Source organism: Microbispora sp. H10670, from assembly GCF_014161385.1.
In the GTDB taxonomy this organism is placed as follows: Bacteria; Actinomycetota; Actinomycetes; order Streptosporangiales; family Streptosporangiaceae; genus Microbispora; species Microbispora triticiradicis.
This window is the reverse complement of record NZ_JABBWW010000015.1, coordinates 14,270-39,512: the sequence shown is the minus strand read 5'-3', so window position 1 is coordinate 39,512 and position 25,243 is coordinate 14,270. Positions and strand designations below refer to the sequence as shown.

At 69.5% G+C, this 25,243-nt stretch carries 27 protein-coding genes and 1 tRNA gene; 7 read left to right on the top strand and 21 right to left on the bottom strand.

Going from position 1 to position 25,243, the window contains the following annotated elements; translation table 11 throughout:
* Position 1 precedes the first annotated feature (1 nt).
* Positions 2–1,399, top strand: coding sequence for a glycoside hydrolase family 16 protein (locus HHX33_RS21060; protein ID WP_182876122.1), 1,398 nt, complete (start codon positions 2–4; stop codon positions 1,397–1,399).
* A gap of 46 nt (positions 1,400–1,445) precedes the next feature.
* Here the strand turns inward: HHX33_RS21060 and HHX33_RS21055 are convergent, their stop codons facing one another.
* Both HHX33_RS21055 and HHX33_RS21050 read right to left on the bottom strand, forming a co-directional pair.
* Positions 1,446–2,132: a DUF5666 domain-containing protein gene (locus HHX33_RS21055; protein WP_182876121.1), complete on the bottom strand. Its 687-nt coding sequence runs from the start codon at positions 2,130–2,132 to the stop codon at positions 1,446–1,448.
* 486 nt (positions 2,133–2,618) lie between these two features.
* A complete protein-coding gene (locus tag HHX33_RS21050) occupies positions 2,619–3,008 on the bottom strand; it encodes a response regulator transcription factor (RefSeq protein ID WP_244302343.1) in 390 nt (129 codons plus the stop codon).
* A gap of 128 nt (positions 3,009–3,136) precedes the next feature.
* Between HHX33_RS21050 and HHX33_RS21045 the strand changes: the two genes are divergently transcribed.
* Positions 3,137–3,211: transfer RNA gene (locus HHX33_RS21045), tRNA-Arg, on the top strand.
* A 128-nt stretch (positions 3,212–3,339) separates the two neighbouring features.
* Here the strand turns inward: HHX33_RS21045 and HHX33_RS21040 are convergent.
* The 17 genes from HHX33_RS21040 to HHX33_RS20960 all read right to left on the bottom strand — a co-directional run bounded on the left by HHX33_RS21040 (position 3,340) and on the right by HHX33_RS20960 (position 14,550).
* Positions 3,340–4,710: a tyrosine-type recombinase/integrase gene (locus HHX33_RS21040; protein ID WP_182876120.1), complete on the bottom strand. Its 1,371-nt coding sequence runs from the start codon at positions 4,708–4,710 to the stop codon at positions 3,340–3,342.
* A 14-nt stretch (positions 4,711–4,724) separates the two neighbouring features.
* Positions 4,725–4,919, bottom strand: coding sequence for a helix-turn-helix transcriptional regulator (locus tag HHX33_RS21035; protein WP_259402698.1), 195 nt, complete (start codon positions 4,917–4,919; stop codon positions 4,725–4,727).
* A 329-nt stretch (positions 4,920–5,248) separates the two neighbouring features.
* Complete coding sequence (locus tag HHX33_RS21030) at positions 5,249–6,883, bottom strand: hypothetical protein (protein ID WP_220502034.1); 1,635 nt, start codon at positions 6,881–6,883, stop codon at positions 5,249–5,251.
* The gene (locus tag HHX33_RS21025; protein ID WP_182876119.1) at positions 6,880–7,776 is read right to left on the bottom strand and encodes a bifunctional DNA primase/polymerase; all 897 of its coding nucleotides are present in this window, start codon (positions 7,774–7,776) and stop codon (positions 6,880–6,882) included. The genes HHX33_RS21030 and HHX33_RS21025 overlap by 4 nt, the downstream gene beginning before the upstream one ends.
* A 254-nt stretch (positions 7,777–8,030) precedes the next feature.
* On the bottom strand, positions 8,031–8,309 hold the full coding sequence (locus HHX33_RS21020; RefSeq protein WP_182876118.1) for a hypothetical protein: 279 nt from the start codon (positions 8,307–8,309) through the stop codon (positions 8,031–8,033).
* Positions 8,306–10,627, bottom strand: coding sequence for a DNA translocase FtsK (locus tag HHX33_RS21015; RefSeq protein WP_182876117.1), 2,322 nt, complete (start codon positions 10,625–10,627; stop codon positions 8,306–8,308). The genes HHX33_RS21020 and HHX33_RS21015 overlap by 4 nt, the downstream gene beginning before the upstream one ends.
* Positions 10,627–11,007, bottom strand: coding sequence for a hypothetical protein (locus HHX33_RS21010; protein ID WP_182876116.1), 381 nt, complete (start codon positions 11,005–11,007; stop codon positions 10,627–10,629). Before HHX33_RS21010 ends, HHX33_RS21015 begins: the two co-directional genes overlap by 1 nt.
* A gap of 26 nt (positions 11,008–11,033) precedes the next feature.
* Positions 11,034–11,351: a hypothetical protein gene (locus tag HHX33_RS21005; RefSeq protein ID WP_182876115.1), complete on the bottom strand. Its 318-nt coding sequence runs from the start codon at positions 11,349–11,351 to the stop codon at positions 11,034–11,036.
* On the bottom strand, positions 11,351–11,671 hold the full coding sequence (locus HHX33_RS21000; protein WP_182876114.1) for a hypothetical protein: 321 nt from the start codon (positions 11,669–11,671) through the stop codon (positions 11,351–11,353). Before HHX33_RS21000 ends, HHX33_RS21005 begins: the two co-directional genes overlap by 1 nt.
* Entirely contained in the window at positions 11,671–12,003 is a 333-nt protein-coding gene (locus HHX33_RS20995) for a hypothetical protein (RefSeq protein ID WP_182876113.1), read from the bottom strand. The genes HHX33_RS21000 and HHX33_RS20995 overlap by 1 nt, the downstream gene beginning before the upstream one ends.
* A gap of 1 nt (position 12,004) precedes the next feature.
* Positions 12,005–13,012 (bottom strand): hypothetical protein, encoded by a 1,008-nt coding sequence (locus tag HHX33_RS20990; protein WP_182876112.1) that lies wholly within the window; start codon positions 13,010–13,012, stop codon positions 12,005–12,007.
* Positions 13,012–13,263: a hypothetical protein gene (locus HHX33_RS20985; protein WP_182876111.1), complete on the bottom strand. Its 252-nt coding sequence runs from the start codon at positions 13,261–13,263 to the stop codon at positions 13,012–13,014. Before HHX33_RS20985 ends, HHX33_RS20990 begins: the two co-directional genes overlap by 1 nt.
* Positions 13,260–13,724, bottom strand: coding sequence for a hypothetical protein (locus HHX33_RS20980; RefSeq protein WP_182876110.1), 465 nt, complete (start codon positions 13,722–13,724; stop codon positions 13,260–13,262). The genes HHX33_RS20985 and HHX33_RS20980 overlap by 4 nt, the downstream gene beginning before the upstream one ends.
* Positions 13,721–13,945 carry a helix-turn-helix domain-containing protein gene (locus tag HHX33_RS20975; protein WP_111700267.1) on the bottom strand — a complete coding sequence of 75 codons (225 nt, stop codon included), beginning with the start codon at positions 13,943–13,945 and terminating at the stop codon, positions 13,721–13,723. Before HHX33_RS20975 ends, HHX33_RS20980 begins: the two co-directional genes overlap by 4 nt.
* A gap of 154 nt (positions 13,946–14,099) precedes the next feature.
* Entirely contained in the window at positions 14,100–14,237 is a 138-nt protein-coding gene (locus tag HHX33_RS20970) for a hypothetical protein (protein WP_182876109.1), read from the bottom strand.
* Complete coding sequence (locus HHX33_RS20965; RefSeq protein WP_182876108.1) at positions 14,234–14,389, bottom strand: hypothetical protein; 156 nt, start codon at positions 14,387–14,389, stop codon at positions 14,234–14,236. Before HHX33_RS20965 ends, HHX33_RS20970 begins: the two co-directional genes overlap by 4 nt.
* A complete protein-coding gene (locus tag HHX33_RS20960; protein ID WP_182876107.1) occupies positions 14,386–14,550 on the bottom strand; it encodes a hypothetical protein in 165 nt (54 codons plus the stop codon). The genes HHX33_RS20965 and HHX33_RS20960 overlap by 4 nt, the downstream gene beginning before the upstream one ends.
* 283 nt (positions 14,551–14,833) lie before the next feature.
* Between HHX33_RS20960 and HHX33_RS20955 the strand changes: the two genes are divergently transcribed.
* From HHX33_RS20955 to HHX33_RS36280, 5 genes are all read left to right on the top strand, one after another.
* On the top strand, positions 14,834–15,373 hold the full coding sequence (locus HHX33_RS20955; RefSeq protein WP_182876106.1) for a GntR family transcriptional regulator: 540 nt from the start codon (positions 14,834–14,836) through the stop codon (positions 15,371–15,373).
* On the top strand, positions 15,370–16,113 hold the full coding sequence (locus HHX33_RS20950; protein WP_310741460.1) for a GntR family transcriptional regulator: 744 nt from the start codon (positions 15,370–15,372) through the stop codon (positions 16,111–16,113). The genes HHX33_RS20955 and HHX33_RS20950 overlap by 4 nt, the downstream gene beginning before the upstream one ends.
* Before the next feature lie 1,012 nt (positions 16,114–17,125).
* Complete coding sequence (locus tag HHX33_RS20945; protein ID WP_182876105.1) at positions 17,126–18,100, top strand: PIN domain-containing protein; 975 nt, start codon at positions 17,126–17,128, stop codon at positions 18,098–18,100.
* Positions 18,101–18,240: 140 nt separating this feature from the next.
* Positions 18,241–18,915, top strand: a complete 675-nt coding sequence (locus tag HHX33_RS20940) for a hypothetical protein (protein ID WP_182876104.1) — start codon at positions 18,241–18,243, stop codon at positions 18,913–18,915.
* 680 nt (positions 18,916–19,595) lie between these two features.
* Positions 19,596–20,294 carry a hypothetical protein gene (locus tag HHX33_RS36280; RefSeq protein ID WP_310741459.1) on the top strand — a complete coding sequence of 233 codons (699 nt, stop codon included), beginning with the start codon at positions 19,596–19,598 and terminating at the stop codon, positions 20,292–20,294.
* Between the two features lie 76 nt (positions 20,295–20,370).
* On the opposite strand, the gene HHX33_RS20930 is transcribed toward HHX33_RS36280, so the two are convergent.
* Both HHX33_RS20930 and HHX33_RS20925 read right to left on the bottom strand, forming a co-directional pair.
* Complete coding sequence (locus HHX33_RS20930) at positions 20,371–24,150, bottom strand: type I polyketide synthase (protein ID WP_310741458.1); 3,780 nt, start codon at positions 24,148–24,150, stop codon at positions 20,371–20,373.
* A gap of 16 nt (positions 24,151–24,166) precedes the next feature.
* Positions 24,167–25,243, bottom strand: a complete 1,077-nt coding sequence (locus HHX33_RS20925) for a ketoacyl-ACP synthase III family protein (protein ID WP_182876102.1) — start codon at positions 25,241–25,243, stop codon at positions 24,167–24,169.

Here is a 25,243-nt window from a genome sequence, read left to right as displayed (position 1 = left end):
CATGCGTGTGCTCCACTCCCCATGGCGGCGCTCGATGATGGCGCTGCTCGCCGCCACCGCCGCGGTCGCGGCCCTCGCCGTACGGCCCGCCGAGGCGTCGGTGCCCGCGACGCCGTCCGGCTGGTCGCTCGTCTGGTCCGACGACTTCAACGGTTCGTCGGGATCGCTGCCGTCGTCCAGCAACTGGATCATCGACACCGGTCACGCGTACCCCGGAGGTCCGGGCAACTGGGGAACGGGTGAGATCCAGAACTACACGGCCGACCCGGCGAACCTCAGCCTGGACGGCGGCGGCAACCTGCGCATCACCCCGATCGGCAGCGGCCAGAACTGGACCTCCGCCCGCATCGAGACGCGCCGCTCCGACTTCAAGCCCGCCGACGGGCGGGTCCTGCGCATCGAGGGCCGCATCCAGATGCCGAACGTCACCGGCAACGCCGCCCTCGGCTACTGGCCGGCGTTCTGGGCCCTGGGCTCGCCGTACCGCGGCAACTACCAGAACTGGCCGTCCATCGGCGAGCTCGACATCATGGAGAACGTCAACGGCGTCAACGCCGTCTGGGGCACCCTCCACTGCGGCGTGAACCCCGGCGGGCCGTGCAACGAGACCAATGGTCTCGGCACGAACCGGGCCTGCCCCGGCTCGTCCTGCCAGTCGGCGTTCCACACCTACCGCTTCGAGTGGGACCGCAGCGTCAGCCCCAACCAGCTGCGGTGGTACGTCGACGGCCAGCAGTTCTTCAGCGTGAGCCAGAACCAGCTCGACGCGACGACCTGGTCGAACATGACCTCCCACTCCGGCTACTTCCTGCTGCTCAACGTGGCCGTCGGCGGCGGGTTCCCCAACGGGGTCGCGGGCTTCTCCACGCCCACCTCGGCCACCGTCTCCGGGCGGCCGATGCTCGTCGACTACGTCGCGGTCTGGCAGAGCGGCGGCGGGAGCAACCCGTCGCCGTCGGCCACCCCGAGCAACCCGTCGGGTGGCGTGGACGCCCGTTCCACCATCCAGGCCGAGGCGTACCAGGCGCAGAGCGGCACGCAGCTCGAGGCGACCCAGGACGTCGGCGGCGGGCAGAACGTCGCCTACATCGGCAACGGCGACTGGCTGCGCTACGACAAGGTGAACTTCGGCTCGACGGCGGCGCGGCAGTTCAAGGCGCGGGTCGCCTCCGGCGCGGCGGCCGGCGTGAGCGGCCTGGTGCAGGTGCGGCTCGACAGCCTCACCGAGGCCCCGATCGGTGACTTCGCCGTCGGCAACACCGGCGGGTGGCAGAGCTGGCAGACCATCCCGGCCAACATCACGGGCGTCACCGGCACGCACACGGTCTACCTCACCTTCAGCAGCGGCCAGCCGGCCGACTTCGTCAACCTCAACTGGTTCACGTTCGCCACGTCCTGAGCCGTCCGGGCGGGGACCATGAGGGTCCCCGCCCGTGCTCGCCCTGTCAGCCGGTGGGCTGGACGGTCGCGGGTGACTCCGACTCGGTCGGCGTGGCGGGAGGGGAGCCGCCGGGCGACTGCCCCGGCGCCTCGCCCGGAGCGCCGGGAGCACCCGGAGCACCGGGCGGAGACGGCGCCGCCGGGCCGCCTCCGCCGTGACCCGGCAGCGGCGGCCGGCTGGCGTCCGCGATCAGGACCGCACGCGGGTTGTCGCCCGGCGTGCCGATCACCCACACCTGGTCGCCCTGCTGGATGCCCTGCAGGCCCTTGTAGTCGGAGACGATCCTGGTCGACTCGTCCACGGCGTAGGCCCTGCCGCCGACGGAGATGGAGTCACTCCGCACCGAGTCCACCGCGCCGGTCTGGCTCGTGAAGGTCTGGTAGTCGTCCTGGCCGGGCCGCCCGGGCTGCGGCTGTCCCTGCCGGAGCCAGGCGAGCTCCGCCAGGCCGAGCTGGCCTGCGCCGAACTGGATCGGTCCGGGCCCCTCCTGTTTCGCGTGATCCACCTGACCGGCCTGGCCCGCTGGTACGGCACGGGACGGCGCGTGGTCGCCGGGAGCGCAGGCCGCGGCGAGGCCGGCACCGGTGGCGATCGTGAGCGCCGCGGCGACTCCGAGGAGAAGACGAGGCCGTTTTCCTCGCGGTGACGGTGGCTTCTCCTCCGCGTTCCTGCGGAATTCGGGACTGGTCATCGGTTCGCTCCCTCCGCTCGGCCTCCAGGCGGCGCGGGCCACGCCGCCCTCGGGCGCGGCGCAGCGCGGTATGAAGTGGCCGGCGTGGCTCGGATATGCGCGGACATGGGCGGCTGTGCCCGTGGCGAAAGGCTCGCGTGTCCGGTGTGTGCGGCCCGCACATGGCAGCGACTGATCGCAGAGCGGCACACGCGGTCTCGCCCAGAAGGGCTGCCCGGCACACCTGGCCGGGCCGCCCGCGATCCGTCCGGTCAGCCGCCGGTCTGCGCCGGTCGCCCTGCCCTCGGATCCCCTCGCCGCCCTACCCCGTCGAGTACGGCGGTCACCGCGTGATCGGTAAAGCCATCGTCCGGAGGCGATTGCCGGAATACGACCCGCAGCCAGCCGGCCCCGGCGAGCATGTACGTGATCGGCGCTGGGTCGACGGCCGGGCGGGCGTTCCTGTGGCCCGGCCTGATCAGCCCGGCGCCGTACGTCCTGGTCGGGTCAGAGCGGTCTGGGACTCTCGACGAGGTCCCGTACGGTCTGGATCAGCTCGGCGGGGTCGAAGGGCTTGGTGAGATAGGCGTGCACGCCGATGTCGAACCCCCGCCTGCGGTCGTCCTCCTGCGCGCGGGCCGTGATCAGCATGACCTTGATGTGCTGGGTGCTCGGATCCCGGCGGAGCCTGGTCGCCGTCTCCCAGCCGTCCATGCGCGGCATCATCACGTCGAGCGTGATGACGTCGGGGGCGACGTCGCCCACCCGGTCCAGGCAGTTCTGCCCGTCGTACGCGGTCTCGACCTCGAACCCCTCAAGGGTCAGGTTGACCGCGATGAGCTGCCGGATGACCTCGTCGTCATCCACCACCAGCACGCGTCCCAGAAGCTCACCCACGGGCGCCAAGTTAGCCAATGAGGAGGGGTGAGCGCGCGGTTTTCGCCGATCCGCCCGCCCCGGCGTCGAGACAGCCGTATTGGTGTGACGAACGGCCCTCAAGTGCTGGTAGCCTTGTTCCCGGTTGAGCCCCCTTAGCTCAGGGGATAGAGCACCGGCCTCCGGAGCCGGGAGCGCAAGTTCGAATCTTGCAGGGGGCACCAGACCTTGACCAGCGGATCAAGCCGCTGACCAGGGCGAACAACAGATGATCGGGCGGGTCTCCAGTCTCACGGAGTCCCGCCCGTTCTCATTGGCGCTCACTGGTTGTGGACCAGTTGTGGACCGGATCTCAGGGGGCCAGCGCGGCCTCGATGCGGAGGTTGTTCTGCTCCTGGCGGCCGTCGAGGCACTTGGCGTAGCGCTTCAGGAGGACCTCCACGCTGTTGCCGGCGCGGGCCGCCACCTCGGTCGCGTCCACTCCGGCGTTGAGCCATGTGGACAGGGCGGCGTGGCGCAGGTCGTACGGGCGGCCGGCCAGCGGAGAGGCCACCTGCTGCGGGGTGAAGGCGAAGCGGCGTGCCTCCTCCCAGGCCCGGGAGTAGGTAGACGCGCCGAGGACGCCGCCGCGCTCATTGCGAAAGAGGCGTCCATCGGGGGCCGTGCCGAACTCCTCCAGATGAGCGCGGAGGATGGCGACGAGCTCGGGCGGGATGGGGACTTCGCGGACGGCGCGGGGGTCTCGCTGCTTCAGGCCGCGCAAGTCATGGACCGTCCCCGTGTCGGTCCACTGCTTGCCGCTGCTCGGGCGGGTCTTGGCCAGGGTCAGCAGGCCCCACCCTTCCTTGGGTAGGTGGCAGTCGTCTCGCCGCAGTCCTACGGCCTCGGCCGGCCGGACGCCCGCGAAGTACAGCGTGGCGTAGAAGGCCACGAGGCGACGGCCCCGGGCACGGCGCCAGCTCCCGACGTACGACACGGCGGTGAGCAGTTCCCGCGCTTGCTCGGGATTGACGACGGCCCGTCGGTCGACGACGTCTTCCTTGGCGACCTTCTTCTGCTTGATTCGCTTGAGCGGGTTCTCCTTGAGTTCACCGAGATCCACGCCGTACTCCAGCGCCGTGTTCAACCCCCGGCGTCGACGGGCTGCGGTCTCGGCCGCGGCGGGCCTCTGATCGAGAGTGAGGCCAAGGGCATCACTCACCCGACGCGCGACGATCGGATCCGCCATCACAGCGAGCGGGATCGTGGACTTCTGGAGAGTCCGCAGAGCAGGAGCCAGCTCGGCCGGTACGGCCTCGCCATGCTCACGAGGGATCAGTGCCCAGTGCATGGCGGCGCGGATCTCCTTTCGCGTCAGGTCGATCGCCTCGGCGCCGAGCATCGCGAATGTGGCCACGGCCAGGCTGTCCACGATGCTCTCCCGTGTCTTCGCGGCGGCGCTTGGCCAGCGCATCGCGGTGTACTTGACGGCGAAGTCGTACCAGCTCATAGGCGGCTTCTCGGCCGCCGTGGGCAGCAAGGAGGCCGGCAGGCCGGTCTCCGTGTCGAAGAGCTCGCCCTTCTTCGCGGCCTTGAGGAGATCGGCGCGGAAGTTGTCGGCGAGTGCCTTGGTCAGGAAGGCTTTCGACTTCGGCTCTGCCCCGACCCGCCATCGGAGCTGGTACGGCTTGGTGCGGCCCTTGCGGTTGCGGATGCTCCAGATCACGACGTCGTGAGTCAGCATGGATGCCTTTGCTCCTAGGCGGTGGTGTTCTCGAATGTGGCGAGCCAGGCGTCAAGGTCGCGGCGTCGGATCTTGCGCTTGCCGTTGGGGAGCTTGAGCGACTTCGGGCCGCGCCCGGTGTTCAGCCAGCGGTAGAAGGTGGACTTCGGTACGTCGATCTCGTCCAGGACCTCGGCGATGGTGAGCATGCTCTTCGCTCGCGTCGTCATGGTCGTGACTGCCTTTCTGCGTTTGATGGCGTGGTCGTTATGGGTGGGCCGGAATGTGCTCCGGATGCGTCTCTGCTGCGGAGGGCTGAAACATCTCCGCATCTCCGCATCTCCGCAGGACCGGCTGTGAGCTGGGCGGATGGTTGCGGAGATGGGAAGGCTCAGGCCGGTCGCATCTCCGCAGGAGGGGGGTCATCTCCGCACCGGGTGCGGAGTTGCGGAGATGGACGGTGATTGATCGTTGGTATCTCCGCGCGCGTTTTGCCTGGTCGCAGGGTGTGTTGCGGAGATGCGGAGATGCGGAGATGCGGAGATGTTTCAGCGCTCTGTCACTCATGGCGCTCGACCCAAAAGACGTTCCGGTCGCCTCGGTCGTTCTTGGCCGAGCGGATGACGTGGTCGCCGCGCCAGCGTCCGATCTGGCCGGTGAGGAGTCGGCCGAGGGCGAGGGGGTTGGGCAGGCGGCCGGTGTGGGTGGTGATGAACTGGCCGTCCCAGCGGTCGTTGTCGTCGTAGCCGGGGCCGATGTGGTCGGGTTCGCCGGAGCGGCGTAGGTCGGCGGCGGTCATGGGCTGGTTCCCGTGGAGGCGGTGCCAGCAGGCGAGGAAGGCGCGCCAGCGGGTTTCGTCCTCGTCGATGTCGCGGACGTCGGCGGCGTTGGCCAGGAACCCGTCGATGCCGTGGTGGGCGAGGAACCCGCCGAGGGATTGCGCCCAGGGGGTGAACTGCCGCATCGAGAGGCCGGCGGCCCGGGGGGCGCCGTTGCCGGTCCAGTCGAGGATCAGGATGAGCAGGTGCCACAGGACGGTGAGCTGGTTGGCCGGGAGGGTGATCCACTGGTCCAGGTGCGGGATGCCGAACCTGGTTTGGTCGCGCTGCTCGGGGCGGGGCATGTTCGGGTCGAGGTGGACGCGGACGGTGCGGGAGGCCATGTCGCCGCCGACTTGGAGGTTGTTGCCGGTGGCCATCCAGAGCCGGTCGTTGACGGTGGCGATGTTGCGGGAGGCGCCGAGCTGGCGGTCGGACCAGACGCCGGCGGTCACCAGCAGGGCCAGGGTGGGCGAGTCGATGACGGTGCCCTCGGCGAGGTTGTCCCAGACCACGACGCCGACCTGTTCGGCCAGAACAGCCGTGATGGATTTGCGGAGTTCTTCTTCGGTGTAGGCCCAGGGCAGGACGCGCTGGCCGTAGAGCATGCCGGGGCCGCCGGTGAGGATGGACTTGCCGGAGGCGGGCATGGTGGCGTCGATCAGCGCGAACGGGGTGAGGCTGCGGGTGTAGTGCCGCAGGATCGGGGTGGCCACAAGGGCGAGGTAGTTGGCCCGGTCGGCGGGCCCGGCCCAGGGGAAGTCCCGCAGGAACCGATTCAGCAGGAAGTCCCGCGCGGTGTCCACCTGCTCCGCGGTCGGCCGGTCGGGCACCTCGGGCAGGGCGACCTTGGCGGCCAGATAGAGGCCGGTGGCGGGGTCGTAGCCGGGCCGCTGGAGCAGGGTGCCGTCGCGGCGCAGCACCGGGGCGCCGATCACCCCGCGCAGTGGCGGCAGCTTGGGCCAGGTCTTCCCGGCCAGCACGGAGGCGAGGATGTCCCGGGGTGGGGTGACCTCTTCTTCGTACATCTCGACTCCTCCGGCGCCGTCTTTGCGGGAGCGGATGCGGTAGACGTAGGCGTGTTCGGCCAGCAGACCGGCCAGGGTGGCCGGGGTGATCGTGCTGGCCGTGACGGGCAGCGGGGAGTCTTCGTCGGCGGCGGGGCTGGCCTGGCCGCCGGAGATGGTCTCCATGTGGACCAGGGCGCCCCCGGACACGTAGGTGTCGGGCAGGAGCTGGTCGGCCAGGGCGGCTTTGAGGACGCGGATCGTCTCCGGACCGGACCCGACCTGCACATGCCTCCACCCGCTCGACCCGCTCGACCCGTCCGATCCGGTCGAGCCGGTGACGCCGTTGGCGTGGTCGGGGGTGCTCACGCGGGCACGCTCCGCGGCCGGTGGGCGCCCGCGCGAAACCCGGACTGGATGGTGCGCCGCGCCTGGATCTCGGGGTGCCCGGCCTGTACGGCGGCCTGCAGCAGCAGGGCCTCTGTGTCGGTCGCGGGCAGGGCGCCGCCGGCGACGAGCTGGCCGAGGGCGACGGCCGCGCCGTACAGGGTGGTGTTCAGGCTGCCGTCGGGTGCGGCGGCAATGGCGTCGAGGCTGGCGCGGATCGCGGCGTCCAGGTAGGCGCCGCGGCGGCCGGTGCGCAGCGGGACGACGACGGGCCGCTGCGGGGGGAGCGGGGCGGGGCGGAGCCGGTCGGCCAGCCAGCCCGGCAGCGGCGCCACCGCGTCGCGGCGGACCACCTCATAGACGCCGGAACCGTCGGGCAGGTCGACGACGCTGCCGGGGCCGACGACGTAGCCACCGGCGGCGCGGGTGTCGATCAACCAGCCCAGGCCGTTGCCTTGGTCGCCGGAGGTGTTGCCGAGCGGCGGGTCACCGGGCGGGGCGGTGAAGTACAGGTGCAGCCCGCCCCGGCGGGTGGCGACGGTGAAGGTGTCGAACGGCAGCACTTGCCCGGTCTGTTCGCACAGGGTGGCCAGGACGTCGGCACCGTCGTTGACGCCGGGCATCGCCCAGGCGGGCGGGGGCGTCTGGCCGGGCTTGGGCGTGTCCAGGTCGACGACCACGAGGTTGGAGGGGCCGCAGGCGATGCCGATGTTGAACGGGCGGCGGCCCCACAGGCGGCGGATCAGTGCGGGGTCGGTGGTGTTGTGTTCTGTCCATGCCCAGCCCTTCAGCGGCACCTTGCCCCCGGGCACGAGCGGGAAGACGTGCCAGCCGCGGGCGGCGGCGGCCAGGGCGTAGCGAAGCTGATCGTTCATGCGGTGAGTGCTCCTTGAGCGTGTGCGGGCAGCACGAGATCGGCGGGCGTGACAGGCGCGGGTGTCACGGAAAGGGGCTGGGGATGGGAGTTACAGGTCAGCGGGGGTGTGACCCCGTGACAGCCACCCCGTGACAGCCCCGTGAACGGCGGCGTGGGGTGGGCGTGACACCCCACGTGACAAGATCATCGGCGCGGGCGCGGATGCTCCCACGCGCAGCCGCACAAGGGCGACGGCCGCGCGCCGGGCGTGACTCAGAGGTCGTTGAGGTCGACGCCGGAGGGCAGGCAGGCGGGGTAGGCCGTGCCGACGTGGCAGGCGCGGGCCTGCCGCTTGTTGACCACGACCTTGTAGGCGGGCCGGTGGGCGGGCTTCACGGTCAGCACGTGCTGGTCTTTGACCTTCGTCACGCGTCCGGGCGGCCCGGCCGGCGGCGCCCAGGCCGTCTCCGAGGTCGGCTGGCAGGCGGTGACGGCCAGGACCACGAAGACCGCGAGGCCGGCGAGGCTGGCGGCAGTGGTGAGGGTTTTCATGCGGCTGTCCTTTCGGCGTCGTCGTGGTCGAGGGGGGACAGGTCGGTGATGGTGTAGGCGCGGGTGGCGCCGGACTTGGTGGCGGTCAGCACGCCGCGGTCGGTGAGGTCGGACAGGACCTTGTAGATCCAGCCGCGTCCGTTGCCCGTCTGGTGCCGTACGGCGGTGAGTTCGTCGTCGGTGGCGGTGAAGGTGGGGTTGCCGGTCTGGTGGCGGTGGCGTAGCCAGGCGTAGACGAGCTGGCGGGCCTGGGCGGGGTCGAGCTTCACCATCGGCCCGTCGACGCGCAGTGCGTCGGCCTGCTCCGGGGTGGGCTGGGGGACGGCGTCGTCCGGGCCGGCCGACAGCGCCGGGTCGGGGTCGTCGCTGGCGGCCAGGGCGGCGGTGACGACGTCCCCGGTGGTGCGCAGGTGCTCGATCAGGCGGGCGGCGTTGCGGTCGTCGGCCGCCACCAGGACCGGCCGGGCGTCGCCGCCCGGGGCGGGCGGGCCGATGATGTCCTTGCGCTGCAGGGCCTCCAGCAGGCGCAGGCAGTCGGTCCAGGCGATGCGCAGCTTGCGCTGCAGCATCGCCGGGGAGGCGTGCTGGGTGGCGATGACCAGCTGCGCGGCGTCGGCCAGCAGCTCCGCGAAGTCCGCGGCGAACTCCTCCCGCTCATCCCGCACCTCGTGCCCACCCCCGCCGGCGGGCCCAAGACCGGGCGCCGGGATCGCGCCATCGGCCGGGCCCTGCCCACCCTGCCCGGCCGGCGCCGGGCCGGTGGGGCGGGCGAGGGCGGCGGTGAAGTCGTCGACTTGCTTGCTCCTGGCGGGGTGGGCGGCGGCGTGGGCGACCATCGCGGCCCGGGCCTCGCCGCTGTTGCGGCCCCAGGTGTAGGTCCGCAGCGGCATGGCGTAGTGGGTGGCGCGGATGCTGCGGGCATCCAGGTAGGCCATGCCGGGGTAGTGGTCTTCCCACTCGTGCGGGACGACGTCGGCCTTGCGCTGCCGCGCGGACACGCCGTATTTGACGTCGTCGGGGTCGGACAGGCCGAAGCACATCTTGGCCATCTGGGAGCGGAACAGGGTGGGGATCTGGGTGTAGTCGGCGCGCTGCAGCGACAGGATCACGCTGCCGCCGGCCGAGCGCATCTCCTTGAGGATCTCCCCCAGCCGCTCCTCATCCTCGCCGCCGATCTCGTTGACGAGCTTGGCGATCTCCTCGATGTGCAGGTACCAGTAGGTCAGCCCGCACCCGGGCTCCCAATCGCTGTAGCCATGATCGGCCAGCCACTTGGTCCGCTGGGGGATCGCCTCATGCATGGCGCGGATCAGCTCCACGGCTCCGGCCTTGCCGGTCTCGAACCGGTGCAGCCCCTCCCGCAGGGGGCCCATCGTCTGGTCATCCTTGCTGATGTCGATGGAGAACACCGCCGCGTCGCGGCGGGTGATGATCTCCCCGATGATGTTCCACGCCCCGCCGATGCTCTTGCCGGACCCGGTGCGGCCCATGATCTGCAGGTGGTGCCCCACGAACCGATACTCAACGTCGTCGCCGTCCTGATACAGCCCGATCCGCAGCGGCTTGTCGATCGAGCCGCCCGGGTGGGACGGGCCGGGCCAGGCGATGGGCTGGCGGATCGCGCGGGGGTCGGACACGGTGATGTGCGCGCGGTCGGCGCGGTCGTCGTCCCTCGCGACGATCACGCTGCCGGGCGGCAGCTGCATCCCCGACTCGATCCGGTCGGCGGCCTTGATGGCGTCGTCGGCGGTCTTCTCCCCGGGCGGAAGCTGCATCTGCCCCTTGACCTTGTGCTCGGTCACCTCGGTCGCCCGGACCTTCGTGCCTTTGAGTCCGGCCTGCTCCCGGGCGCGGGCGAACAGGCTGCCGAGGGGGTCCCCGCCCTCATGCTCGCTGTCACCGTTGGTGTGGCGGATGACGGTGCGGATGTTCCACGACAGGGCCAGGGTGGCGCCGCCGAAGAACAACGCCCCGGACACGACCGGGGGGTGCAGGCCGGTGATGGTCGCGGTGGTGAACCACGCCGAGGCGGCGGCGGTGGTCGCGGTGGCGTGCAACCGTCCGATCAACCGCCGCTGGTGGGTGATCGCCCACGTCAGGGCGGTGAGGGCGGTGGAGCCCAGGGTGCAGCCGACCGCCGCCCAGGTCACCGCCGGGGCCTGGCCCCACATCGCGTGGGAGATGGCCCCTGCGGCGGCCTCCGCGCCGAGGATGACCCACGGGGGGACCAGCACGCCGACCTTGGACAAGGTCGCGGCGGCCAGGCGTTCCATGGTCGCGTCCTGCACCAGCTGCAGGGAGGTGGCGTTGCGAGCCATCACAGATCGACCTTCCCCTTGTAGTCGCTGCGCTTGGTGTCGCGCTTCTCGAGCGCCTCCAGTGCGTCGAGGAACTCCTGGCGGAACTGCAGGTTGAACTTGACCGCCTCGGCCGAGATGCCTTGAGCGATCTCGCGGGCCTCGCGCAGGTAGCGGGCCACCCGCCAGGCGCGGGCGCGCACGTCCACCCCGAGCAGCATGGGGTGCCCCTTCAGTTGGGTCATCGCGGCTTCGGCGGCGGCTTCGGCGTGGTCAAGCTCGCGGGCCAGGTCGTGCGCGAACCGCTGGGTGGCCAGGGTGTAGGCGGCGATTTTCGCCGGCACCTTGCCGTGGAACTCGATATCGGCGATCTCGTCCAGCCGGGCGTTACCGGTCCCCATCAGAACCCTCCTTCCGTCTTCAGGTGTCAGGTGTTGGGGGTGAAGTGCTTGCGGTAGGAGCGGGGGAAGTCCTCGCCGCGCTCGGCCAGGGCGGCGGCCAGGTCCCGGGCCCGCTTGAGCCGCTTGGCGACCCGGCGGGCCCGGACCTTCGAGTCCAGGCCGAACAGCAGCAGGTGCCCCTTCATGGCCGACATCGCGGCTTCGGCGTCGACGGCGGCGATGTCCAGCTCGACGCCCCACCGCTCCCCGAGCGCGGTCAACTGCTTGCCGTAGGCGTGGAACGCCTCCCCCAGGGAGCCGGTGAACTCGATCGTGGACAACTCGGTGATGGTGCGGTCGCTCATCAGCGCCAGACCTCCTGATCGGTATCGATGACCTCGGCGTCGACCACGTCACCGCCGGGACCGAAAGCGTGGTCGGTGCAGGCCCGGCACTCCGTGATGACCACCCGGGCGAGTACGGCGGCCAGGCGGCGCACGCGGGGCAGCATCGGGGGCAGGCCCACCAGCGCGGTCAGCCACGCGTCCACGGCGGTGGCCAGCAGGACCAGCACACACACCGCCACCCGCAGCGCGAGCCGCAGCCAGGCGAGGACGGCCGGCCACATGCCGGGCCGGGGTCGACGACGGCCAGCCCCGGGGCCGGGGCCGGGGACGACGGCCATCACCGGGACTCCCGCACGGCCGGTCCGGTCAGGCCGAACAGGGCTTCCTGCCCCTCACACAGCGCGCACGGCTCCCACGGGCGGCAGTCGTGCCGGTGGGGGTCACGGCACTGCTGGTGTTCGGGCACCAGCGGCAGCGTGGTCAGGTGCCGGTCCAGGTCCGTCCGGGCCAGGCTCCGCACCTGGTGGGCCTCGCCGGTCCGGCCGCAGGTGCACATCAGCCGGTAGGTCGCGCCGAACTCGTCGGCCCCTCGCGTGACGGCCGGGCGGTGCCGCACCAGAGCGGCGGCGGCCGCGCTCGTGCTCGTGTTGGTGCTCTTCGCGGCGGGCATCTCAGGCGCCCTCGCCCAAGACGCGCTTGACCTTGCTCGCGGTGTCGGTGCCGATCCTGAGCGCGGCGCGGATCTTCTGCACGCCCGGGTCCGCCGGCAGTTCCCCCGCCGCGATCATCTCCCGCACCCGGGCAGTCAGCGTGTCGATCCGGTCCTCGCTGTGCGGGGCACGGTCGCCGCTGTACTCCCCGAGCACCGCCGCAAGGGCGTTTTCCCTGATACTCCCGCCAGTACGGGCCGGTACGGGCAGGGCCGCCAGCACCGACCACAGCGTCGGCAGGAGCCAGATCGCGGTCACCGCGCCGAGCGGCCCCAGCGCGTGGACGATCAGCGGCAGCAGGTCGAACCCGCTCCATCGGAGGGCGGGCCAGCAGTTGAGCACGAGCGTCAGCCCGAGCAGCAGCGCTTCCGCGCGCAGCAGCCTCTTGCCCTCCGGGCTCGATCGGTCGACCCGGCGCCCGCGCATCGCGGCGTAGGCCTGCACCACCACGGCCGCCAGCAGCGGCAGCGACAGGATCGGCTCCACCCCGTAGGCGGCCCACCAGCCGATCGACCCCTCTCTGAGGGCGAGGCCCTTGGCGACCGAGGCCTGCACGCCGATCGAGGACACCCCGAGCGCGATGACGGCCGCCGACATGGCCATGACCGAGGTGATCCGGCGGACCCTCGCGTCGGACCACGCCAGCGCGGCCGGGTCCTGGCTCAGCGCATACAGCCGGGCCGCCTCGGCCACCTTCCGCCGGCGCTTACCGACCTTCGCGGTGTCCACCAGCAGCGGCGTCTCGTCTTCCTGCAGCTCTACCAGACGGTGCGCCTCAGCCACCCGGGCGCGCATCGCCTTGACCCGCTTGGTCTCCCCCTCGCCCTCTTCCTCCGACTCCTGGTCCGGTACGACCGGAGCGAGGCGCTTGGGCGGTGCGACGTCGGCCAGGTGCCGCTCGATGTCGGCCAGGCCGCGGGCGACCTCCTCCGGCGTCGGGTCCGGCGACGGAATCGCGGCACCGTTCATCAGGACACCTCCGCACCGGCGGCGTGGGCGGCGGCCTCGCGCAGGCGGGCGGCGGCCTCGGCCGCCAGCTCCGCGAGCCGGTCCATCGCGGCGGCCTCGGCGGCCAGGTCGCTGCCGGCGGCCCCCAGGGCGAACCAGACGTGCCGACTGGAGACGGTGAGGAACGACACCTGCCGTTCGGCGTTGAAGTCGAGGCTCATCTCCTCGGCGCGCGGCCGGTAGATGGCCACGCTCGTGTGGATGTCGCTCACCGGGACACCTCCGGGTCGTTCCTCGTGGCCTCGGCGGCGGCCTGCTCCTCGTGCCAGGCCTGCTCGCGGTCGTCGATGCGCTGGCGGGCCTCGTCCATGGCCCGCAGGCGGGCCGTGACCACGTCCAGGCCCTTGCCGCGCAGTTCCTTGACGCGCTCGTGGTAGATCTCCAGGTCGCTCACTCCGGGCCCGTGGGCCGGGGGCTCGACCTCGGCGGAGGTCGGCTGGATCTGCTCGGCGGCCCACGCCGGAGCGGGGCCGTGGACGGTGGTCAGCGCGTTGCCGAGCGCCACCCACACCGCCCACGCCTCGTCCGTGGTCAGCGGCAAACGGCCGTTACCCACGCAGAGGTAGGCCGGGTACGCGCCGCCGAGACGCACCGTGATCCGGGCGGTGCCGGACTTGTTGTGCGGGGCGGGGGCGCTGACGGAGAAGTACCGGGGGAGGGCGGGGTCGGTCACTGGCCGGCCTCCTGGGCCTCGCGCGCCAGGGCCGCGGTGTACTCGCGGATGGCGGAGGCGGGGATGAGCCGGGCCCGGCCCTGGCGGACCGAGCGCAGCCGGCCGGACCGGATGAGCTCGTAGACGGTGCTGCGGCCCAGGCTGAGGAGCTTCATCGCGTCCGGGACGCGGTAGTGCTGGATGTCCTCGGTGGTGTTGGTAACGACGAACGCGGTCGCCATGATGGGTGTACCTCCGTTGGTGGGGGCGCGGCCCCGACGCTGCTTTGGTCGGTGAGGTCGGGGCCGCTTTTCTCGACGTGGGGCAGAGCAGGCGCTCCAGGGGGATCGCCCGGCCGGTCAGGCCGGGCCGCTCCCTCGCGCGCCGCTCGTCCGGCTACCGCCGCGACGGCTTGGCCGGGGTCCCGATCGGCTTCGGCGCCGGGGCCTTGGGCGGCTTCGGCGGCGTGGACTGCTGCGCCTCCGCCTGTGCGATCAGGTCCTGGGCGTAGCCCTGCACGTCCCGGCGTGTCACCGCTTGCCGCCGGTGTGGTCGTGCTTGATCGGGGCCGAGCTGACCGCGCCGCAGCTGCAGCTGTAGACCGGCCGCACCGGCCCCGAGTTCGCGCCGGCGGGCCACTGACCGTGGCCCGACTTCTTGGCCGTCTTGCCGCTGTCGCCGCTCACCGGGAGACCTGACCCGGCTGCTGGGCCGTGTCGGCCTGCTGCTTGTCGTACTCGTCCCGCACGTTCCGGCCCGGGTCGGTACCCGGCCAGCCCGAGGGGCGCTCACCGTCCGGCCAGCCCGCGTGCTTCGGGATGTGGTGGACCACCGTCTGTCGTGCCATCCTGGACACTCCTTGTTTGACGACGTGGGGCGGCGTCTTGCCGGATGGACGCCCCACGTCAAGGGACAGGGGTTGTTTGATCAGGCCCTGGCGGGGTGCCACCCGCCAGGGCCTTTCTTGTGTCCGCCGGAGTCCACCGGCGTACGACTCAGACCTTACTGCCTTCCATAAAAGCTAGCAAGGTGGCCGAGGGCTCTGGGTGCACAAGGTCCGGCGCAGAACGCCTTACTGCCCTCCGAGTAAGGTGAGGAAGTAGGTGATTTGGCGGACCGCAGGAGGCAGCGTGCCGGAGCAGAAGTGGGCGAGCGTGTCGACGCCGTACATCCAGCCGCACACCGCTGGGCAGGCGGACGCATGGGCGGAGGAGGCGGCCCTGCATGGCCGTACAGGGACGCATCGGCTTGGCGAGGTAGGGGAGCAGCCGGCACCAAAGGATGTTGCAGAGCGCCTTCAGCTCACCCCTGGCGACCCGGTTGTCGTCCGACGTCGGATCGTGCTCCTGGATGAACGGCCCGTAGAGCTGGCGGACTCCTATTACCCCGCGGTGATCGCCCGGGGCACCCGGCTTGCCGAGCCGCGCAAGGTCGTCGGCGGCGCCGTCGCGCTATTGGCTGAACTGGGTTATGAGCCCCGGCATGCCGAAGAGGACGTCTACGCTCGGCCGGCGTCAGAAGACGAGCGGCATGCTCTCGGCCTCAACGAGCACGGCTGGGTCCTGGTGCTGACCCGTACGCTCCAAGCTGAGAACGGCAAACCGGTCGAGGTCAGCGTGATGAAGATGAACCCGCAGGGCCGCTACCTGCGGTATGAGACAACCCTGTGATTAGAGAGGAAAACCCGGCCGTGGCGCGAAAGTCCGACGAGCGACCCCCGCAACTGAAAATTGCCGCCGACCTCCGGGCAAAGATCATGTCGGGAGAACTCGAGCCGGGCCAGAAGCTCCCCTCTACGGCGGAACTGGCAGAGACGTACGGCACCGCTCCGGCCACCGCCCACAATGCAACCAAGCTCCTCCAAGCCGAGGGGTTCGCTTACGGCCAGGCCGGCAAAGGCGTCTTTGTTCGCGACCGGCGCCCGTTCGTCGTCCGAACTGCCGCCTACTTCGACCCGGCCGAGCGCGGTGTCACCTACCGGCTGCTCGACGTCGCAGAGGTCGACGCGCCCAAGACCGTGGCGGCCGAGCTGGGGGAGAAGCGGGTCGTACTGCGGCACCGGTTGATGTTGCGAGACGAGGAACCCGTCGAGGCGTCCTGGTCGTACTACCCGCACAGCTTGGTCGCCGGCACCGCGCTCAGCCGTCGCGGACGCATCCGAGGGGGCGCGCCGGCCGTGCTCGCCGAGCTCGGCCACCCCGAGCGCGAGTTCACTGACAGCGTCTCCGTACGACCGCCCACCATAGAAGAGGCCGAACTTCTGGAGCTTCCCGAGGGCATCCCAGTGATCCGGCAGTTCCGCGTCGTCTACTCCGACGGAGCGCGCCCGGTCGAGGCGTCCATCCTTATCAAGGGCGGCCACCTCTATGAGCTGAAGTACCAACAGCTAATTCCGAGTGAGAGCTCCTGACGCTACTCCGACAGCCCTCTTGACCCCCAGGAGGTAGGGGTGGACGTTTTTCCAGCTCAACGGCCTTCAGATGGCGACACATGACGTGCAACGACATGTGGATTGTTCGCCTCCGCGCAAGCCGTGTGGTCCCCATGTGGTCCCCCAGTTCGGCACCTGTTGGTCGGTCTGTGAGGTGCCCTAAAGTGCTGGCCATGAGCGAAGCCCCTGACCCCGCTGAGGACCCACGCGCGCCGAAACGTGCAGCGAGAGCCGAAAGGCGGAAGCAGGAAAAAGAGCGACTGAAGCCGCTACTTGCCGAGGAGGCTGCCAAGGAACGAGCAAAGATGGCGCGCGCAATGCGGGAGCAAGGCTCGACTCCTCCGCGTCGATGGTCTGAACGCCCGGCAGCCAAGAAGTACTAACCTACGGCGCCGAGCCTGGCGATGAGCCCGCCTGCCGGGCCCCTGCTGGTGAGTAAGTGCCCCCGGGTGCACCTCGGGGCGCAGCTTTTACCTATGGCCGCTGTGCAGGCCCAAGATGCCTCTACTTCCACTGGAAGTGACCGGCCGCCGTTCTGGCCTGCGGCGACCCTGAGAACCACCTCGATGACCTGCAATGGTTGTCTCGGTGGTTCTCGTCGTTTCGCGGCTGATCATGATGTCATGTGCCCTCGTTGTGCCCTCGTGGATCGCGAGGACGAGCACCCGGCCGACAGTGCCGGCGACAGTCTCAGGAGACGTGCGGCCGTTGAGGTCCATACCGAGACACACCTCTGACCAAGGCGCACAGCCGTGGGGCCACGCTACGCACGTCCGAGTAGAGCTCGAACTTACTCCTGCCACTTCTTCACCTGGGCCTATGGTATGAAGTAGGGCTCTGACCAGGTAATACAGCTCTCGACGTCTCTCATAAATACTTGGCGTCTTCAAGCCTCGGGCGGAACCAGGACGGAACTGGGGCTGCGCTGAACAGGTGCGGCAATCGATGTGGTCACACTACGGCGGGAAGACTTGGCGAGTACCCTCTACCTGTGCTCCGGTTGCTGGTTGATACATCGGTCTGGCTCGACATGGCGAAGCATCGAGACGGTCAGAAGCTGATCGTGCCAATTCGCGTGTTCTACTTTCAGAAGCGCCTCAGATTGATCGTGCCTTCGCTGGTTCTTGACGAGTTTGAGCGGAACCGACCTCGGGTTGAGGCGTCTGTTTCGGCGAGTGTTGTAGAGCGTGTTCGGCAGTTGAAGAATGATCTAAATGAATATGGCGGGGGTCAACGAGAGCAGTGGCTCGAAGAGATGAGCCACCGTCTTCCCCTACTCTCGGCTCTGTCGCTCAGGAATTTCAAAGAGATTAAAGAGCTGTTGAGTCATCCGGCTGCGGTAGAGCCTACTGTCAACCAAAGAGCGTCGGTGACACAGAGAGCATTAGACAAGAAGGCTCCCTTTCATTTGCCAAAAAACAGCGTCGCCGATGCTCTTTTGATTGAGATATTCCGGTCTGTGCTGAAAAAGAGTCGAGCGTCGGATGTCTGCTTGTTTGCTACCTCGAATTATCAAGACTTCTCCCTTCCGAACGGCGACCGCAGAAAGCCTCACTCGGACTTCGATGACATCTTCACTGATCGGCGTGCCCGCTATCTGCTGGGCCTGGAAGAACTTGCTAACGGACTGCGAGAGCATTTCGGCGAAGAATTTGAAGAGCTTGCTGAGGAGGTGGAGTTCTTCCAGGAGGAGCCGCGTACTCTTGTTGAAATCCTCGAAGCGGAGCGTGAGTACTTCGACAAGGTCTGGTATGGGCGCAGCCTAGGCTCAAAGGAGGAGGGTGAGGCTGACCCGGTGCCGGACAGTGTCGCTGCCCAGAGAGCAGCTGCCATGCGACGGATTGAGGAGCGCTACGGTCTCGACAACTTAGGCCCTTGGGATGACTGGGAATGGGGTTTCATGCATGGCAAGCTTTCGGCTCTCCGATGGGTTCTAGGAAGCGAATGGGACTTTCTAGACACCTAGATGGTATTACCTGTGCGAGATTTGAGTCGTTGGCTCTTGACTCGGTCTAGCGGACACGAAAACAAGATCGGGAACCCTTCGGACGCCACAATCGTTGTTCCGTCAACCAAAAGACTGGTGTCCGGTGAAGGGGCTGAAGCATGACCAAGGTTAAAAAGGTGCCGCTACACCTACGGAGAGCTGCCGAGTTACGTCGAGCAAAGAGTGATGATAAAGGATTTAGGCGGACCATAGTCTTTCCCACTATGGTCTCTTTGGTTTCCGCCTTACTTGGAGCACTAATTGGCGGGGGTATTACTGCTTATACTTCACAGCAAGCGATAGAGGCTCAGCAAGCACAACAACTCCAGCAACTTGAAGAGCAGCATAGCGACTCGATTCGCGCTACTCGCATCAAGGTGTATCAACGGTTTCTTGCAGCCGCAGATAAAATGCTAACACTCGGGCAAAGTTTCAGCTCCTGCGTTATCAAAAAGCATGACACTTACCTGCGCGGAAACACAGGTGCTCTAGATAAGCTCCATCACTGCAAGAAGGCGTTCAAGACATATATTACGAGCATGCCACCGTCGGCTACGGACAATCTGGCTATATATGGCTCTAAAGATGCTTTAAACAGAGCTTTCAGTCTTATTGCGGGAGTGCAATTCTTTGTCGACGATATGGCGACCAACGGAATGGTAACCGTGGATAAGGCGCAACTCCTAGAAGCCTCTCGTGCGGGGTTTGCTCAGGTCATGTGTAAAGACCTGAACCCAGTGCCTCGGGCTGACTGTTTAGCACAGCCGTCTTATAACTGGCCGCTTCCTTCGTAGGCCAACCGAACCCCTGACGCAAAGACACGCCCTGCCCATCCCGTCTGCCGTCGACCCCACCGCGGAGCGGCAGCGGGCCGGCGACGGAGGTGCAAGCCCGGCTTGACGTGTCCCTTCGCCTGTGCACCTTCCACGGTCATTGGACGCCAACGGTCACAGCCGGGCTTGCGGCGGCGGAGGCGGTCTGCTGGGCTTGCCTGGGGTCGATGGCGGGCGGGATGGCTCCCACCTCAGCCACCCCATAACCCGCACATGTGTTCGGGGCCATCCCGGAGTCGGAGCGCCCCCCCGCCGGAGGCGCCACCCCATGCCGGGCGGCACTGGCGGCTGTTCCAGCTCAGCTGACCGCCCAAGAGCAAAGCTGTACTGTCGCGCGGCGGCCCGTTTCGACTCGTCCGCGCCAGCCGTCCGGCGTGGTTTTATCCGGCCGCCGGGAGCGCCAGCGGGAGGCGGCGGCGTTGCCGTGACGGCGGCGCGTGCGGCCCGGCTTCGGGCCGCCTTGAAGACGTGTGGAAAGTGCGCCCAGCCCTCAGGCGAGTCATGGTCGTGTGCCTCGACTGCCGACGGCATGCGGAGAGGACGACGACTCGGCCTTCTTTGTGGACCTACTGTGGACCAGAACACCAGCCGGACGGCGATTCGACGTCTTCTCCCAGCTCAGGGAGATGTGAGGCGCGGATGTGACGCCCTCTCCGGAGCCGGGAGCGCAAGTTCGAATCTTGCAGGGGGCACCACCCAGAGGCCAGGTCGGACATCGTCCGACCTGGCCTTTCGTATCCCCGGCATACTGGCGGTTCCGCCACCCTGTGACGCCGTCCGACACCTGGCGGTGCGATGGCTGGGTCGGACAGGCCCGTGTGAGGCGTCCGGGGTGGTTCCACCTCGGAGGCCGGGAGCGTCCTCCCGTGTCGCGGATCACGGCCGGGAGGTCGTGCCACACCATCCAGGTAACCCGATCCCCGACTGGAGAGGGAGTGTCTGGCGAAAGGTGTACTGGCAGTACAACGTTCTCGGCGCCCAGCAACTCGCCCGACTGGTCCGCGTCACTGGAGCGCAGGCTGGGCCGGCCGGTGACCGCGTGGAGTTCGGAGCCGAAGCTCGACGGGCTGGCGATCGCCGCGCGTTACCGCGGCGGGCGGCTGGCGCAGCTGGTCACCCGGGGCGACGGCACCAAGGGTGAAGACGTGAGCCACGTGATCGGCACCATCGTGGGACTGCCCTCCAGGCCGGCCGAGTCACCGTCCAGCCTCGACGCCCCGGGACGGCCGGTGCCACGAGAGCGCCCGGGCGCTCCCGGACGGCAGTCCAGCCTGTCACTCCAGGTAGTTGTCCTGTGGCGCGTAGTGCATCAAGGTCTGGCACCTGTGGACCAACGCTGAGCCGTCGGAACCAGAGCCGACGACGACAGCCGGGCGGCCCGAGGGGATCGTCCCTCGGGCCGCCCGGCCGGCGGCCTCATCCCCCGATCGCGGGCATGCTCTCGGGAACGGTCTCCGCCGCCGCGTCCTGTTTCGAAGTCGAGAGAAGCTCCACCAGGTGATTCGCGATGGCGGAGATGGTGGGCTGCTGCCACAGCAGGGTCGTGGGGAGACGGCAGCCGAAGCGCTTCTCCAGGCGCCGCCGGACCATGACGGTCATCACCGAGTCCAGCCCCTGTTCGACAAGGGGACGCCGGATCGCCAGGTCCTCGGGGGCCAGCCTCATCACGGCCGCGATCTCCGCGCAGACCTCGGGCAGGACGCGCTCGTGCAGGACCTCGGGCGCCAGGCCGCCGAACGACTCCGCGGGCTGCCGGAAATCCTCCTCGTCCGGGGCGGGCGCGTCGATCACCGGATAGCGGAGCCCCGAGAGGTGTCCCACCACCCGGCCGTCCAGGTCGGCCACCAGCGCTCGCACGGTGTCGTCGGCGGCCGGGTCCACTGCCGCGTCGATGATCACCGTTGTGGGCGGCGTCCCGGTCAGCACCACCTCGTCGATGTGCACCACCATGCGCAGCACCGGATCGCCGGGGAACACGCAGGGCGCCACGGACATCGCCGCGTCCAGAGCCGAAGCCCAGCCCCCCGGTTTCTCGGTGCGGACCGTGGCCCGCAGCACGCCGTCTCCGCTCAGCAGCGTCTCGATCGTCCAGTCGAAGCCCGTCGAGGGCACGCCGACGGTGGCCAGCCGGTTGTGCACGAAGCCGGGGTCCATCGGGGTGAGACCACCGGCGTCCGGCAGCACGTCGGGCTTCACCTGTCCCGGAGCGGCCACGTCCGCGGTGACGTGCACCAGCCAGGCGGGTTCGGGCTCGTCGGGGCCGGCCGGCGTACGGGCCGCGAGCCGTATCGCCGGAGGCTCGTGCACGACCTGGATCTGCCTGCGCTGCGCGGTCATCAGCGGATGCATCATCTCCACGTCTGTGAGCGTGACGTCCTCGTCCTCGACCGCGTGCAGGAACGTGTTGACCAGCACGGCGGCGGGCACGATCTCGACCCCGTTGAGGGCGTGGCTGCCCGGGTAGGGCCGGTTGGCGTCCTCCAAGCAGGTCCGCCACACCCGGGTACGGCTGCCCGCGAGGCTGGTCCCGGCTCCGAGCAGGGTGTGAGAGTCCACGTCATGCCCTCGGTTGCCTTCCTCGTTGTAGGACTCGCGCCAGTGGCGGCGGTGCTGCCAGGCGTACGGCGGCAGATCGGTCAGGCCGCCGGACGGCTGCAGCCGGCTCCAGTCCACATCGACGCCGTGACAGTGCGCCGTGCCCACCGCGATGAGGAAGGTCTGTAGCTCCGGCTGGTTGCGGCGCAGTGACGTGCCGACGAAAACGTCCTCGAACCCGTTCTCCGAGAGCGTCTCGGTGACGGAGTGCGCGACCACGGGGTGGGGAGAGATCTCCAGGAACACACGGTAGCCGTCCTGCGCCGCAGCCGTCGTCGCCGCGGCCAGCCGCACGGGCTCCCGGAGGTTCGCCGCCCAGTACGCGCTGTCCAGGACGGGCGTGGACCGGGGGTCCGCCAGCGCGGTCGTGTACATGGGGATGCGGGGCGCGCCGAACGAGAGATCGGTGGTGGCGGCGGCCAGTTCGACGGCCAGAGGATCCATGTGCGGGCTGTGGAAGGCGACGTCCGACGCCACCCGCCGCACCACGATGCCCTCGGCCGGCCACTCGTTCACCACCACCTCGACCGCGGCGACGTCGCCGGACAGCACGGTGGAGCCGGGCGCCGACGAGATCGCCGCCACCAGGTCGGTACGGCCGGCCAGCCTGTCGGCCGCCTCCTCGAAGGACAGGTCGACCATCACCATGGCCCCCTTGCCCTCGGCCTGACGCAGCAGCCGCGAGCGGCGGCAGATCAGGCGGGCGCCGTCGGCGACGGTCATCGCGCCGGCCGTCACCGCCGCCGCGATCTCACCGACGGAGTGGCCGATGACGGCCTTCGGAGCGACCCCGTACGCGTTCCACAGCCTGGCGAGGCCCAGCTGCATCACGAAGATCATGTTTTGCACGCGGTCGATCGTGTCGAGATCGCCGTCGGCCAGGACCTGCCGGGGAGAGAAGCCGATCTCCTCAGCGAAGATCGGCTCCACCTCGTCGACCAGGGACGCGAACTCCGGCACGGCGAGCAGCTCCCGCCCCATCCCGCGCCACTGGCATCCCTGCCCGGAGAAGACCCAGACCGGACCGGGACCGAGCTCGGGCAGCACGTCCCCGGTGAGGACGGCCTCGGCCGGCACGTCGTCCGCGAGCCTGCGCAGGCCGGCCGCGAGCTCGTCCCCGTCAGCCCCGATCACGACGGCGCGACGGGGCAGATGGGTGCGCCGCAGCGCCAGCGTGTGCCCCGCCGACGCCAGGTCGAGCCCTTTCTCGAAGTGGTCGGCGAGCCTGCCCGCGTACTGCCGCAGAGCCTGCTCCGACGCGGCCGACAGCGGGAACAGCCGCTCTCCCGTCTCCTCGTCCCGGGGCACCGGCTGGGCCGGAGGAGCCTGCTCCAGCACGATGTGCGCGACCGTGCCGCCGTACCCGAAGCTGGAGACGCCCGCCCGGCGGGGGTGGTCGCGCTCGGGCCAGGCCGACCGCTCGGTCACCACGCGAAGGCCCGAGGTCTCCCACGGGATGGCCGGGTTCGGGCTGTTCAGCACGCTCGGGGGGATCTCACCCCGGTCGAGGGCGAGCACCGCCTTGATGACGCCGGCGATGCCGGCGGCGCCTTCGAGGTGACCGATGTTGGACTTGACCGAGCCGATGAGGCACGGGTCGCCGGGGGGCCGCCGCGTGCCGTACACGGAGGAGAGCGCCCCCGCCTCCAGCGGGTCGCCGAGCCGGGTCCCGGTGCCGTGCGCCTCGATGTAGTCGACGGTGGACGGCTCGACGCCCGCCTGCCGGCAGGCCCGGATCATCACGTGTTCCTGAGCCTCCCCGCACGGCGCCATGATGCCGTTGGTGTGCCCGTCCTGGTTCACGGCGCTGCCGATGACGAGCGCGAGGATCCGGTCGCCGTCGCGCCGCGCGTCGGACAGCCGCTTGAGCACGACCACGCCGCAGCCCTCGCCGCGTCCGTAGCCGTCGGCCGAAGCGTCGAACGACTTGGACCGCCCGTCGGGGGCCAGGGCTCCGGCCGTGCCCAGCGTGAGGGTCTGGCCCGGGGAGACCAGCAGGTTGACGCCGCCGGCGAGGGCGACGTCGTTCTCGCCGAGCCGCAGACTCTGCGCGGCCAGGTGCAGCGCGACCAGCGACGCCGAGCAGGCGGTGTCGATCGCCATGCTGGGCCCGCGCAGGTCCAGGGAGTAGGAGATGCGGTTGGCGACGGCGCAGGTCGCGGCGCCGATCCCGGTCCACGCCTCGATCTGGGGCAGGTCCTCCAGGAGGCGGCCCCCGTAGTCGGCGGTGCAGACCCCCATGAACACCCCGGCGTCGGTGCCGGCCAGCTCGTGCGGCGGCAGGCCGGCGTTCTCCAGGGCCTCCCACGCGGTCTCCATCAGGATCCGCTGCTGCGGGTCCATCAACTCGGCCTCGCGGGGCGACAGGCCGAAGAACTCCGCGTCGAAGCCCTCGATGTCGCTCAGGAAGCTGCCGTGACGCACGGCGCCGCGCAGCGCGGCGGCGTATTCGGGGCTCCGGTTCTCGTACCGGCGCCAGCGTTCGGCGGGCAGCGATCGGGTCGTGTTCCGGCCGTCGCACAACAGGTCCCAGAACTCGTCCGGTGAGTGGGCGTCGCCGGGAAGACGGCATCCGATCCCGATCACCGCCACTGGTTCCACCCGGGCTCCGCGCGGACTATCGACCATCTGCGTTCATTTCCCTTCGATTTCCGACCCATTGAGGAAGATCGAGCATCTTGATCACGGCGCTGGAGACGGTCACTCCCGGCCCTGTGCCGAGCATCAGCATGTGGTCGCCGGGGCGCAGTTGCCCGGTCATGAGCAGGTGATCGAGGGAAAGGACCTGGTCGCTGGCCCCGCAGTGGCCGATGGTGCGGCCGTAATCCCAGGTCGAGCGTGACATGGGCAGGTCGAGCACGGCCATGCACCGCTGTTCGACGATCTCTTCGGAGTAGTTCATGAACGCCACCCGGGTGAGATCGCCGGCCTCGATCCCGCTCTCGTCCAGCGCGCGCTCGACGACCTCCATGAGGGCCCGCTGGATGTTGAACAGCGCCGAGGTGGCCTCGCCCTTGGGCATGACCTGCTGCCGGAACTGCTCGTTCCGGGCCGCGAAGCTGATCCGGCGCCCGACCGTGACGCCCGGGGGGAACAGGGGTTCGCTGCCCCGGTGCAGTTCCTCGGCCTCGGCCACTGTCGTGGTGCAGACCGACATCAGGCGCGCGAAACCCGCCTCCTTGGTGAGCACGAGCGCGCTGGCGGCGTCCCCGCCTATGTAGCCGGGGCCCATCCGCCACCGGTCCATCAGCGGCGTGCCGTAATTGTCGGAGGCGACCAGCAGGGCGGCCTGCCGGCCGGGAGCGGCGCCCAGGTAGCTGGCCGCGAGTTCCAGGGCGATGAACATTCCGTTGCAGCCCTGCCGGATCTCGGTGGCCAGGACGTCCCCGCCGACCAGATGACGCTGCAGGTAGGAGTGCGGGGGCCAGCCGTCAGGTCCCTGGTGCCACGTCGAGGCGTACAGGAGGAGATCCAGGTCGGCCGGTGCCCGCCCGCTGCGCTTGAGCGCGCTCTGCGCCGCGTGCAGGGCCATCTCCGGAGCCGGCAGGTCACCGGCCACCGCCGTCCCCGCCAGGTTGTGCAGTTCGGCCTCTTCAGCCGGGTACCAGCCTTTGGCGACGGCCTTCTCGACACTGACGACGGTCCGCGGGAGGAAGGCTCCCACTCCGCTGATGTACGTGTCCGCCCACTGCAT